This is a genomic window from Rhodopseudomonas sp. WA056 (genome assembly GCF_010906995.1).
In the GTDB taxonomy this organism is placed as follows: Bacteria; Pseudomonadota; Alphaproteobacteria; order Rhizobiales; family Xanthobacteraceae; genus Rhodopseudomonas; species Rhodopseudomonas palustris_G.
In genome coordinates this window covers 1-13,214 of sequence record NZ_QPFS01000130.1, presented here as the reverse complement: position 1 = coordinate 13,214, position 13,214 = coordinate 1, and the positions used below count along the sequence as shown (strand labels likewise).

9 protein-coding genes are annotated in these 13,214 nt (G+C 66.0%); 5 read left to right on the top strand and 4 right to left on the bottom strand.

Going from position 1 to position 13,214, the window contains the following annotated elements; all coding sequences use genetic code 11:
- The 4 genes from DU475_RS20100 to DU475_RS20085 all read right to left on the bottom strand — a co-directional run.
- Positions 1 to 1,643: efflux RND transporter permease subunit (locus tag DU475_RS20100; RefSeq protein ID WP_205524474.1), on the bottom strand; the 1,643-nt coding region annotated here is incomplete at its 3' end.
- Positions 1,643 to 4,777 (bottom strand): efflux RND transporter permease subunit, encoded by a 3,135-nt coding sequence (locus DU475_RS20095; protein ID WP_164633120.1) that lies wholly within the window; start codon positions 4,775 to 4,777, stop codon positions 1,643 to 1,645. The genes DU475_RS20095 and DU475_RS20100, both read right to left, overlap by 1 nt.
- Positions 4,778 to 4,842: 65 nt before the next feature.
- A complete protein-coding gene (locus DU475_RS20090) occupies positions 4,843 to 6,207 on the bottom strand; it encodes an efflux RND transporter periplasmic adaptor subunit (protein ID WP_164633119.1) in 1,365 nt (454 codons plus the stop codon).
- A complete protein-coding gene (locus DU475_RS20085) occupies positions 6,197 to 7,645 on the bottom strand; it encodes an efflux transporter outer membrane subunit (protein ID WP_164633118.1) in 1,449 nt (482 codons plus the stop codon). Before DU475_RS20085 ends, DU475_RS20090 begins: the two co-directional genes overlap by 11 nt.
- Before the next feature lie 429 nt (positions 7,646 to 8,074).
- Here DU475_RS20085 and DU475_RS20080 point away from each other — a divergent pair, with 429 nt between their 5' ends.
- The 5 genes from DU475_RS20080 to DU475_RS20060 all read left to right on the top strand — a co-directional run bounded on the left by DU475_RS20080 (position 8,075) and on the right by DU475_RS20060 (position 13,086).
- A complete protein-coding gene (locus tag DU475_RS20080; RefSeq protein ID WP_164633117.1) occupies positions 8,075 to 9,388 on the top strand; it encodes an NAD(P)/FAD-dependent oxidoreductase in 1,314 nt (437 codons plus the stop codon).
- Between the two features lie 2 nt (positions 9,389 to 9,390).
- Positions 9,391 to 10,236 (top strand): DUF1365 domain-containing protein, encoded by an 846-nt coding sequence (locus DU475_RS20075; RefSeq protein WP_164633116.1) that lies wholly within the window; start codon positions 9,391 to 9,393, stop codon positions 10,234 to 10,236.
- A gap of 54 nt (positions 10,237 to 10,290) precedes the next feature.
- Positions 10,291 to 11,520: an SAM-dependent methyltransferase gene (locus DU475_RS20070; RefSeq protein ID WP_164633115.1), complete on the top strand. Its 1,230-nt coding sequence runs from the start codon at positions 10,291 to 10,293 to the stop codon at positions 11,518 to 11,520.
- Positions 11,521 to 11,631: 111 nt separating this feature from the next.
- Positions 11,632 to 12,669 (top strand): cysteine synthase A, encoded by a 1,038-nt coding sequence (locus tag DU475_RS20065; RefSeq protein WP_164633114.1) that lies wholly within the window; start codon positions 11,632 to 11,634, stop codon positions 12,667 to 12,669.
- A gap of 147 nt (positions 12,670 to 12,816) precedes the next feature.
- Positions 12,817 to 13,086, top strand: a complete 270-nt coding sequence (locus DU475_RS20060) for a hypothetical protein (RefSeq protein WP_164633113.1) — start codon at positions 12,817 to 12,819, stop codon at positions 13,084 to 13,086.
- The last annotated feature ends 128 nt before the right edge of the window (positions 13,087 to 13,214 follow it).

The window sequence follows — 13,214 nt, the reverse complement described above, 5'->3', positions numbered from 1 at the left end:
TTGATATACAGCGTCACCGTCAGCGCGATGGTGGCGATGAAAACCACCACGATCAGCCACGGCACCCCGAGCACCGCGCGCAGTGTCCAGGCGTAGAAGCCGACGATTCGGCTCAGTGTGCCTTCCACCAGACGATCGAACCAGGTCTGCTCCGGCGACGCCTCAGGACGGATGTAGTGCGCGCAGATCATCGGCGTCAGCGTCAGTGACACCACGGTCGACACCGCAATCGCAAAGGTCAGCGTCAGAGAAAACTCGCGCAGCAGCCGGCCTATCAGACCGTCCATGAAGATCAGCGGCGCGAAAGCCGCGACCAGCGACAGGCTGATCGACAGCACCGTGAAGCCGATCTGCCGGGCGCCTTCCAGCGCCGCCGGCAGCGGCGCCATGCCGCGCTCGAGGTTGCGGTACATGTTCTCGATCATCACGATCGCGTCGTCGACGACGAAGCCGACGGCGATCGCCAGCGCCATCAGCGACAGATTATTGATCGAGAACCCGCTGAGCCACATCCCGGCGCAGGTGCCGGCGAGCGCCAGCGGCACCGACACGCCGGCCGCGATCGTCGGCGTCAGCCGGCGAAGGAACAGCAGCACCACCACCATCACCAGCACCGCAGTCGCGAGCAGCGTCCATTGCATGTCGTCGACGCTGGCGCGGATCGTGCCGGTGCGGTCGGCCAGCACCGAGATGTCGACGCCCGCGGGAATCCATTGCTTCAGCTCGGGCAGCAGCGCCTTGACCCGGTCGACGGTCTCGATGACGTTGGCGTCGCCCTGCTTGGTGATCTGGATGATCACCGCCGGCTGCTTGTTGTACCAGGCGATGGTGCGGGCGTTTCGCGTCGCGTCGCTCACCGTGGCGACGTCCGACAGCCGCACCGTGCCGTTGCCGTCGCTCTTGATCACGATGCCGCGGAATTCCTCCGCCGTGCGCATCTGTGGATTGGTCGACAGTGTCTCGGTCAGCCGCGGCCCGTCGAACGAGCCGACCGGGCCGACCGGGTTGGCGGCGACGATCGCGGTGCGGACGTCGTCGGTCGAGATGCCGGCATTCGACAGAGCCACCGGGTTCAGCGCGATCCGCACCGCCGGCTGGTCGGCGCCCGACACGGTGACGTCGCCGACCCCCGGCACCTGGGAAATCCGCTGCGCCAGCACGGTGTCGGCAACATCATAGATCGCGCTCGCCGACATCGTCTTGGAGGTCAGCGCCAGGATGTAGACCGGCGCCGCCGCGGAGTTGAACTTGCGGAATTTCGGCAGTGTCGGCAGATCGGTCGGCAGGTCGCGGACCGCGGCGTTGATCGCCGCCTGAACGTCCCGCGCTGCGCTGTCGACGTTGCGGCCGATCGAGAACTGCAACTGGATCCGGGTGTTGCCGAGCGAACTGGTCGAGGTGATCTGGTCGAGCCCGGCGATCTCACCGAGCCGCCGCTCCAGCGGGGCGGCGACGGTCGAAGCCATCACTGCCGGCGCGGCGCCGGGCCGCGACGCCTGCACCATGATCATCGGGAAATCGACATTGGGCAGTGCCGCCACCGGCAGCGCCGCATAAGCGACCATGCCGACCAGAAACAACCCGATCGCCAGCAGCGTGGTGCCGACCGGCCTGCGGATGAACGGGGCGGACATCGACGCCATCAGCGCGTTTCCCCCGCCGACCCGGCCAGCGGCGGCGACGGAGCCGCGGGCGGCACCGGCGGCAGCGCCCGCTCCAGCCTGCGGTTGATGCGATCGAGCGCCAGATAGATCACCGGCGTGGTGTACAACGTCAACAATTGACTGAGCAGCAGCCCGCCGATGATCGAGATGCCGAGCGGAAACCGCAGTTCCGAGCCCGTACCGCTCTCGACCGCCAGCGGCAACGCGCCGAACAGCGCCGCCAGCGTCGTCATCATGATCGGCCGGAACCGCAGCCGGCACGCCTGCACGATCGCCTCGTAGGATGACATCCCCTGCTCCCGCTCGGCATCGAGCGCGAAGTCGATCATCAGGATCGCGTTCTTCTTGACGATACCCATCAGCAGGATGATGCCGATCAGGCCGATCACCGACAGATCCTGGCCGAACAGCATCAGCGCCAGAATGGCGCCGACGCCTGCCGAGGGCAGTGTCGACAGAATGGTGATCGGGTGGATGTAGCTCTCGTAGAGCACGCCCAGCACGATGTAGATCGCAACGATCGCGGCCAGGATCAGCCAGGGCTGGCCGTCGAGCGCTTTCGAGAACTCGGCGGCGTCGCCATAGAACACGCCGACGATGCTGCCGGGCATTCCGATCCGCTTCTCGATCGCCTTGATCTCGTTCACCGCCTCGCCGAGCGAGGCGTCGGGCGCGAGGTTGAAACTCATCGCCACCGACGGAAACTGCGCCTGATGCGAGATCGCCAGCGGCGCGATCGTGCGCTTCAGCTCGGCTACGGCCGAGATCGGCACTTGCGCGCCGGCGTTGCCCGGCACGTAAAGCTTCGACAGCACCGACGGATCCTGCTGATACACAGGCATCGCCTCCAGCACTACGCGATACTGGTTGGCCTGGCCGTAGATCGTCGAGATCTGCCGCTGTGCAAAGGCGTCGTTCAGCGTGTCGTTGATCGCCTGTACGCTGACGCCGAGCTGTCCGGCGCGCTCGCGATTGATGTCGAGCGCGGCGCGCAGGCCGCCCTCCTGCGCCTCGGTCGAGACGTCGCGGAACAACCGATCGCGGCGCAATTCGCCGAGCAGCCGGTCGGCCCATTGCGACAGCAGGGCGGCGTCGGTCGCGGTCAGCGTGTATTGATACTGGGAGCGGCTGGCCTGGGTCGAAATCTGCACGTCCTGCACGGCCTGGAAGTACACCGTCATGCCGGGAATGCCGGCGACGCGCTGCTTCAGCCGCTCGATCACCTCGCCGACATCGGATTTGCGGTCCCCGCGCGGCTTCAGAGTCAGCACCAAGCGGCCGACATTCGGTGTCGGATTGACCGAGCCGGCTCCGATCACCGACACCACACCGATCACGTCGGGGTCCGCCTCGATCGCCGCAGCCGTCTCGGTTTGCCGGGCTTTCATCTCGGCGAACGACACCGCCGGTCCGGCTTCCGTCACAGCCGTGATCGAAGCGGTGTCCTGCAGCGGCAGGAAGCCCTTCGGCGCTATCACGTACAGCACCAGCGTCGCCGCGATGGTCAGGAAGGTCACCACCAGCGTCGCCCGCTGATGCTTCAGCACCCACAGCAGGCTGCGGTGATAGGCTTCGGCGCCGCGATCGATCCAGCCAGTGATGGTGGCGAGGCCAGGCACCTGGCGTTCCTCGCGGGCGTGCTTGAGCAGCCGAGAGCACATCATCGGCGTCAACGTCAGCGACACGATAGCCGAGGTGACGACCGCGATCGTCAGCGTCAGTGCGAACTCGCGGAACATCCGCCCGACCAGGCCGGACATGAACAGCAGCGGAATGAACACCGCGATCAGCGACAAGGTCAGCGAGATGACCGTGAAGCCGATCTCACTGGCGCCGTTCAGCGCCGCCTGCATCGGGCTTTCGCCGTCTTCCATGTGGCGAACGATGTTCTCGATCATCACGATGGCATCGTCGACGACGAAGCCGGTGCCGATCGTCAGCGCCATCAACGACAGATTGTCGAGGCTGAATCCGGCGAAATACATCACGCCGAAGCTGGTGCTCAGCGACAGCGGCAGCGCTACCCCGGCAATGATGGTTGCCCGCATCGAGCGCAGAAACAGCAGCACCACCAGCGTCACCAGGATCACGGCCAGCACCAGCGTGAACTGCACGTCGTTGACCGAGGCGCGGATCGTCTCGGTGCGGTCGCTGACCACCGTGAGCTTGACGCCGGCCGGCACCAGCCGCTGCATCCGCGGAATCTCGGCGCGGATGCCCTTGACCACGTCGATCACGTTGGCGCCCGGCTGACGCTGGATGTCGAGGATCACCGCCGGCGCACCTTGGTACCAGGCACCGGTGCGCTCGTTCTCCAGGCCATCGACGATCTGCGCGACGTCGCCGATCGTCACCGGCGCGCCGTTGCGGTAGGCGACGATGATCGGCCGATAGGCGGCGGCGACCGCGATCTGGTCGTTGGCGGCGATGGTGTAGGCTTGCTGCGCGCCGTCGAGCGAACCCTTCGGCCCCGACACGTTGGCGTTGGCAATCGCTGTGCGCAGATCCTCCATCGAGATGCCGTAGGCGGCGAGCCGGGCGAGATCGGCCTGCACCCGGACGGCCGGCTTCAAGCCGCCGAGCACCGACACCCGGCCGACGCCGCTGATCTGGGCCAACCGCTGCGCCAGCAAAGTGTCGGCGAGGTCGCTCATATTGCGCAGCGACACCGTGGTCGACGTCAGCGCCAGCGTCATCACCGGCGCGTCGGCCGGATTCACTTTGGCGTAGACCGGCGGATACGGCAGGTTCTTCGGCAGGATGCCGGCAGCGGCGTTGATCGCCGCCTGAACGTCCTGGGTGGCACCGTCGATGTCGCGGTTGAGGTCGAATTGCAGCGACACCTGGCTGACGCCGAACGACGAGGTCGAGGTCATTGCGGTCAGCGACGGGATCTGGCCGAGCTGGCGCTCGAGAGGCGCGGTGATCAGCGACGCGACGACGTCCGGGCTGGCGCCGGGGAGTTGCGTCGTCACCTGCACGGTCGGGAAGTCGACCTGCGGCAACGCCGACACTGGGAGCGCAATGTAGCCGAGCAGGCCGCCGATCATCAGCGCCACGCCGAGCAGCGAGGTCGCGATCGGACGTCGGATGAACGGCTCGGATACGCCCATGGAAACTCACCTCAGCGTTGCGTACTGACGTCTCGCGCTCCGGCATCCATCGCCGTCGCGCACGGTCACGGCGTCTTGGGCGCCCCCGACGACGGCGCTGCGCCCTGTGCCGGCGCCTGCTGCTGCCCGGCCTCGCCGCGGCGACGCTTGCCCTGCCCCTCACCCGCATCTCCGCCGCCGCTTTGCGCGCCGGGCGGGCGCCGGCGCTTCTGCGGGGCGAGGTCGGCGGCGGGAGTCTGGCTGGCGTCGCCGATCGTCACCTTGGCGCCTTCGGCCAGATTGGCGAAGCCGGTGGTGACGACGCGGTCGGCCGGCGTCAGCCCCTCGGCGACCACGGCCTCGCTTTCATTCTGCTGCGTCACCTTCACCGGGCGGGCATGAACGATGTTGTCGTCGCCGATGATGTAGCTGAAGGTGCCGGCCGGACCGCGCTGCACCGCCGACACCGGCACCACGATCGCCTGCTTCAGCGTATCGACCTTGAGCCGCACGTTGACGAACTGGCCCGGCCAGAGCTGCATTCTGGCGTTGGGGAATTCCGCCTTCAGCTTGACCGTGCCGGTGGTCTGGTCGACCTGGTTGTCGATACCCTTCAGCACTCCGGTGTCGATCACGGTGACGCCGTCGTTGCCGAACACGTCGACCGGCAGCGGAGCCTCGGCGGCTGCGGCGTTGACCCGCACGATCTGCTGCTGCGGCAGGCTGAACTGCACGGCGATCGGCTGCAACTGCGTGATCACCACGATGCCGGTGGTGTCGGCGGACTTAACCAGATTGCCCTTGTCGACCTGGCGCAGGCCGGCGCGGCCGGAGATCGGCGCCACCACCTTGGTGTAGCTCAGCGTCGCCGCCGCATTGTCGATCGCCGCCTGATCGGAGCGGACCTGCGCCTCGAGCTGCGCGACGGTCGCCTTCTGGGTGTCGGCTTGTTGTTTGGAGCCGGCATTCGAGGCCGCAAGCTGCTGGTAGCGCGCCAGATCGATCCGGGCGTTGGCGAGTTGCGCCTCGTCCTGCGCCTTCTTGGCGACCGCCTGGTCGTAGGCCGCCTGATAGATCGCCGGGTCGATCTCGGCCAGCACGTCGCCGGCCTTGACGTCCTGACCTTCGGTGAAATTCACCGCGATCAGCTTGCCGTCGACCTGGGCCCGCACCGTGACGGTGGCAAGCGGCTTCACCGAGCCGACGCCGTCGAGATACACCGGCACGTCCGCGACCTTCGGCGTTGCCGCCAGCACCGGCACGGCGAGATCGGGCGGCATCCGCCGCTCGGCCTGCTTGGTCTGCGTCGTCCGCCAAGCGACGACGCCGAGCCCGCCGAGGATCAGCGCGACCAGCAGCAGTGAGACGCTGCGGCGTCGCAGCCGCGCACCCCAGCCGCTCCGTCCGGTTCCGGCGCCGGAAGACTCCTTCGCATCCGGCTTAAAGAGCATCGACCGTTCTTTCCATCTTTGGCTCCCAGCCGCCCCCGAGTGCCTGAAACAGACTGACGATCGCCTGGAAGCGCGCGAGCTGCGTCTGGATCAGACCGTCCTCGGCCTGGAACAGCGTGAGCTGCGTATTCAGCACGGTGACGATGTCACTGGTACCGGCGCGGAGCTGCTGTTCGGCGAGATCGAAGGCGCGCCGCGACGACGCCACCACCTCACGCTGCAACCGCAGCCGCTCGGTGTTCTGCTTGATCGACTCCAGCGCGTTGTCGACATCGGCGAATGCCGACACCACCGTCTTCCGATAGGTCTGCAGCAGCTCTTCCTGCTGCGCCTGCGTGAGATCGAAATTGCCCTGGATGCGACCGCCGTCGAAGATCGGCTGGGTCAGCCCCGCGGCGATGTTCGAGAACGTCGCTTGCGGAGTGAACAGCGAGGCCAGCGCCGCGCTCTGGTATCCGCCTTGGGCGGTAAGCTGAATGGTGGGGAAGAACTGCGCCCGGGCGCTGCCGACATTGGCGGTGGCCGAGGCAAGTTGTGCCTCCTGGCGGCGGATGTCGGGCCGCTGGGTGAGCAGATCCGACGGCAGCCCCGGCGTCACCCGCGGCGACGCCAGCCGGGTCAGCGAACCGCCGGCGATCTTCACGCTCTCCGGCGGACGTGCCACCAGCGTCGCCAGCGCGTTGACGTTCTGCGCCAGCGTCAGCCGCAGCGGCGGCAGCGCGGCGCGCTGGTTCGCCAGCACGCTCTCCTGCTGCGCCACATCGAGATCGGTGCCGGTGCCGGCCCGGAGACGCTGCTTGATCGCATCGAGGATGCGGCTGGCGCTCTTAATGTTGCTTTCGGCGGTGCGGATCCGGTCCTGCGCGGCCAGCACCTGGAAGTACGCGTTGGCGACGCCGGCCATCGTCGTCAGCATCACGGTGTCGCGATCGAACCGGGTTGCGGTCGCCGTCTCCTCGGCGGCGAGCGCGGCATCGCGGTTCTTGCCCCAGAAATCGATCTCGTAGGACGCGCTGAGCGACGACGAATAGGTGCTGTAGCGGCGGCCCGCGATCGTGGTATTGGAGATGTTCGAGCCCGAGGTCTTGACCTGGCTGCCATTGCCGGTGCCGCTGAGGCTCGGCAGCAGCGCCGCGCCGGTGATCCGCGCCTGCGCGTCAGCCTGACGGATTCGCGCCACGGCGGCGGCGACGTCGAGATTGACGGTCTGAGCCTCTTCCATCAATTGCGTCAGCTCGGCCGACCGGAAGCCGCGCCACCAATCCAGTGCCGGCGGCTTCTCGACCGCCGTCCGTGACGCGGCCTTGTAGCGATTCGGCAGATCGAGCGCCGGATCAGGCAAATCCTGAGTGAGGATGCAGCCGCCCGAAGCGGCGACCAGCGCCGAAGCCACCACAAATCGGGCCGCGCGGCCAAGGTAGCGAAGTGTGGTGCTCATGCCGGGCGCGATCCATCGTTCGGCGCGGCGTAACGCCGCGCACCCCGCGCCACAAACCGTCCCGGCGCACGATGTTTTTTGCCAGCCACTTGCAACTCTATCACGGAAGATGCTGTCTCGATCCCTCTGGTCATTCTAGCTGGCGGATTTGGTCACGGACAGAGCCGTCAGGGGCACAGTCGGTGACAACTTGTTTCCGGTATGGCGGCGCTGTTGCGGCGTTCGCGGCGATTCCCTCGATTTCATCGGCGTTCCCGCAACTTGACGGCCTCCGCGATTGCGGCAAAGCTTACAAAGATTTCATCTGGTGATACGGACGTCCGAGGAAGATTCCCTGCCCGCCCTTCGAATTTTTTCGCTGCCGGACATGCTGAAACTCTCGCCCCTCGATGCCGTAGCTCGGAGGCCGGTGGGCTAGAGGGGGCTGGAATGCGGGTTGGTATTGTCGGAACGGGGATCGCGGGGAATTCGGCTGCATGGGCGCTGTCGCAGCGCTATCCGGTCACGGTCTATGAGCGCGAACCGCGCGCGGGCGGTCACAGCCATACGGTGACGGTCGATTACGACGGAACGGTGATTCCAGTCGACATCGGCTTCATCGTCTACAACCAGCTCAACTATCCCGATCTCACCGCGATGTTCGCCCATCTCGGGGTCGAGACCGTGGAAAGCTGCATGAGCTTTGCTGTCAGCGCTGACGCCGGCCGATTCGAATGGAAGGGCGGCGGCTCCAACTGGCTCGAGACCGCCGCCGGATTGTTCGCACAGCCGAGCAATCTGCTGTCGCCGTCTTACCTGCGGATGCTGCGGGACATCCTGACCTTCAACGAACAGAGCGTCACCGACTTCAAGTCGGGCGCCCTCGCCGATCTGTCGCTCGGCGACTATTTCAACAGCCGCGGCTTCGCACCGCGGCTGTTGACCGACTATCTGGCGCCGATGGGCGCCGCGATCTGGTCGGCGCCGGCATCAGAAATTCTCGACTTCCCGGCTGAGAATTTCATCGCATTCTTCAACAACCATCGTCTGCTGCATTACGAGCGCCCGATCTGGCGCACCGTGAAGGGCGGCAGCGCGCGTTATGTCGAGAAGCTGACCGGCGCCTTCAGGGACGACATGCGGCTCGGGGCCGAAGTCACTGCGATCGAGCGCTCGGCGAAGGGCGTGATCGTCCGCGACAGCCACGGCGGTCTCGGCGTGTTCGACCACGTCGTGATCGGCGCGCACAGCGATCAGGCACTGGCGATGCTGGCCGATGCCAGCGATGTCGAGCGCGAGGTTCTCGGTAGCATCGGCTACGCGCCGAACATCGTGTACCTGCACCGTGATCCGCGGCTGATGCCGAAGCGCAAGCGGGCCTGGGCATCGTGGAATTTCCTGCGCTGGCAGCGCCAGGGATCGCCGGTCAACGATGTCGCCGTCACCTATTGGATGAACCGGCTGCAAGGCATCGACGCCGACAAGCCGCTGTTCGTCAGCCTCAACCCGCCGTTCGAGCCGGCACCGGAGCTGACCTTCGGCCGCTACGAATGCGAGCATCCGCAATACACCGCCAAGGCATTCGCGGCGCAGCGCCGCATCGGCGAAATCCAGGGCCATCGCAACACCTGGTTCTGCGGCGCCTGGACCGGCTACGGCTTCCACGAGGACGGCCTGCGCTCCGGGCTGGCGGTCGCCGAGCATCTCGGCGCCCCAGTGCCGTGGCGTGGTCCACCGTCGGAATTCCGCGAAGCGGCCGAATAGCCATGGCTCGCTTGTCCGCCCCCACCTCCTCGACGATCGGCGCGCCGCCCGCAGCAGCGGCTTCGCTCTATGTCGGCGAGGTGATGCACGCGCGGCTGAAGCCGGTCGGACATCGCTTCCACTACCGCGTGATGTCGCTGCTGATCGATCTCGGACGGCTGGACGAGGCCGACCGGATGTCCCCTCTGTTCGGCGTCAACCGGCGCGCGCTCTACAGCTTCCACGAAACCGATCACGGGCCGCGCGACGGCTCGTCGCTACGCGCCTACGCTCAGGCCAGCGCGGCGGCGCAGGGCGTCGATCTCACCGGCGGCCGGGTGCTGCTGCTGACCTATCCGCGCGTGGCCGGCTACACCTTCAACCCGTTGTCAGTGTATTTCTGCTACGACGCTTCGGGCGCGCTGACGCTGGTGATCTACGAAGTCCGCAACACCTTCGGCGACATCCATCCCTACGCGCTGCCGGTGCGCGCCGGCGAACTCGGCCCCGCCGGGCTCCGGCAGCAGCAGGACAAGCTGTTCTACGTCTCGCCGTTCATCGAGATGGCGATGCGCTATCACTTCCGCATCGTGCCGCCGGGCGACGTCGTCCGCCTGCGAATTCTCGAAACCGATTCCGGCGGCCCGGTGCTCGCCGCCACCTTCGCGGGAGCGCACCGGGCACTGTCGACGAAGACACTCTTGCGGTCGTTCCTGTCGTTGCCGCTGATGACGCTAAAAGTGATCGCTGCGATCCATTGGGAGGCGCTGCGGCTGTGGATCAAGGGCGCCAGGCTCGTTCCGCGTCCCGCCTCGCCGCCGCCGCCGTCCGGCTTTGCAGCCAACCGCCACGATGCTTATAATCCCTAAAGTGTGAGCCCGGCGCTGCCGTCCGTTCCGCTGGGCGCGAACGATGGAACAGGAATGTCCGAGTTAGTTGCGCTGACCCCCGACAACGTCGCTGCCGAAGTGGCCGATCTGCCCCGCGTGGTGCGGATGGCGCTGGCATTCGGCGCGAAGCTCCGGCGCGGGACGCTCGACGTCACCCTCCCCGATGGCCGCCGCTTTCGCCTCGGCGGCGCCGAGCCCGGGCCGGCCGCCGAGATGCGACTGAATAATTACGCTTTCGCATCGCGCCTGATCAACGGCGGCGACATCGGCATCGCCGAGGCCTATCTCAACCGCGAATGGGACACGCCCGATCTCACCCAGTTCCTGTATCTGTTCTGCATCAATCACGAACTGATCCAGGCGATGCTCGGCGACAATCCGCTGATGCGGTTCGTGCAGATGGTCCGGCACTGGTTCAACCGCAACACCAGGCGGCAGGCCAAGAAGAACATCTACGCCCATTACGACATCGGCAACGATTTCTACTCGGCCTGGCTCGATCCGAGCATGACCTACTCGTCGGCGCTGTTCGAGGATCACACCCACGATCTGACCGCCGCGCAGATCAACAAATATCAGCGACTGGCCGAGGCGATCGATCTGCGTCCGGGTCATTCCGTTTTGGAGATCGGCTGCGGCTGGGGCGGCTTCGCCGAATACGCCGCCAAGACGTTCGACGTCCGCCTCGTCGGACTGACGATCAGCCGCGAACAGCGCGACTTCGCGCAGAAACGCATGTTCGAAGCCGGCCTCGCCGACAAGGTCGAGATCAAGCTGCAGGACTACCGCGACGAGCGCGGCCGCTACGACCGGATCGCGTCGATCGAGATGATCGAGGCTGTCGGCGAGGAATTCTGGCCGAAATATTTCTCACAGTTGCGCGACCGCCTGATGCCGGGCGGACTGGTCGGGATCCAGGCGATCACCATCCAGGACCGGTTTTTCCAGGCCTATCGCCGCGAAGTGGATTTCATTCAGCGCTACGTGTTTCCCGGCGGAATGCTGCCATCGCCCGGCGTGCTCAAGTCGCTCGGCGAGACATTCGGTGTGCCCGTCGTGCGCGAACGCGTCTTCGGAGAAGATTATGCCAAGACGCTAGCGACCTGGAGAGACAATTTCCGCGCCGCCTGGCCGAATCTGACGTCGCAGGGATTCGACGAGCGCTTCCGGCGGCTGTGGGAATACTATCTGGCTTACTGCGAGGCGGGATTTCTGTCCGGCAACATCGACGTCCGCCAGGTGGTATTCGCGAAAGCCGGCTGATCCTGCGCCGCTCCAGCCGCGATCGATGCCCAACGACCCAGGCCGTGCTGCCTTGTCTCGCGCCGCGCGGTCTCTTAACTTGAGGGCCCGCAACGTCAGCAGCCGGACAGCATGAGCATCAAGAACGACGTCGTCGACGCCATCGGCAATACGCCCCTGATCAAATTGAAGCGCGCGTCGGAACAGACCGGCTGCACCATTCTCGGCAAGGCCGAGTTCATGAATCCGGGCCAGTCGGTGAAGGATCGCGCGGCGCTGTTCATCATCCAGGACGCGGTGAAGCGCGGTGCGCTGCGTCCCGGCGGCGTGGTGGTCGAGGGTACCGCCGGCAATACCGGCATCGGGCTGGCGCTGGTCGCCAACGCGCTCGGCTTCCGCACCGTGATCGTGATCCCGAACACCCAGAGCCAGGAAAAGAAGGACATGCTGCGGCTGTGCGGCGCCGAGCTGATCGAAGTTCCGGCGGTGCCCTACGCCAATCCCAACAACTACGTGAAGCTGTCCGGCCGCCTCGCCGCTCAGCTCGCCGAGACCGAGCCGAACGGTGCGATCTGGGCCAATCAGTTCGACAACGTCGCCAACCGCCAGGCGCACATCGAGACCACCGCGCCGGAAATCTGGAATCAGACCGACGGCAAGGTCGACGGCTTCGTCGCAGCGGTCGGCTCCGGCGGCACGCTGGCCGGCGTCTCGATCGGCTTGAAGCAGTTCAATCCGAACGTCCGTGCCGTGCTCGCCGACCCGATGGGCTCGGCGCTGTACAATTACTACAAGCACGGCGCGCTGAAGTCGGAAGGCTCCTCGATCACCGAAGGCATCGGCCAGGGCCGCGTCACCGCAAATCTCGACGGCGCGCAGATCGACGATGCCTACCAGATCCCCGACGATGAAGCGGTGCCGCTGATCTACGACCTGCTCGAACACGAAGGCCTGTGCCTCGGCGGCTCGAGCGGCATCAACGTCGCCGGCGCGATCCGCCTCGCACACGATCTCGGCCCCGGCCACACCATCGTGACCATCCTGTGCGACTACGGCAGCCGCTACCAGTCCAAGCTGTTCAATCCGGACTTCATGCGCAGCAAGAACCTGCCGGTGCCGGAGTGGATGGAGACCAAGAGCACGATCCAGGTGCCGTTCGCGCAGGCGTAGAGCAACCTCGCACGGTCGGCGCGGCCGCGACACAATGCGCGGCTGCGTTAACCCGCCGACAACCGTGCTCTCACGGCACGCAGCGCATTAAACCGAACCTTCACGGCACCGGCCGATCCTTGCGCAAAACAAGGAGCGCGTCGACTTATGTCGGTGTTCAGATCTTTCGGCGCCACGATCGTGGCGACCATCGCGGTGTTGTTCGTCTCGGATGCACTGTTCGGCGACGACAGTTACCGGTTCGACCGGTCGCTGTACGGCAGCGCGCTCTACGCCCCGCGCCAGGCGCCGAAAGCCGCAGCGACGAGCGACTTCGATCACGCGATGACGCCGGCCGACCGCATCCGGGAGACGTTCAGCCAGTTCACCGTCAGCGGCGCCAAGCGCTATTCGTCACGCGCGACGATCATCCGCTAGATGTGAGCTTTCATTAGGTTGTCCATCCGGTCCGGACCGAGGATGCTGAGGTTGCGAAGCTTCAGTGTCCAAGGAGGGACCGGATGAACATTCACAAGAATGCCCGTTTGACGCCGAATGGTCGAGAG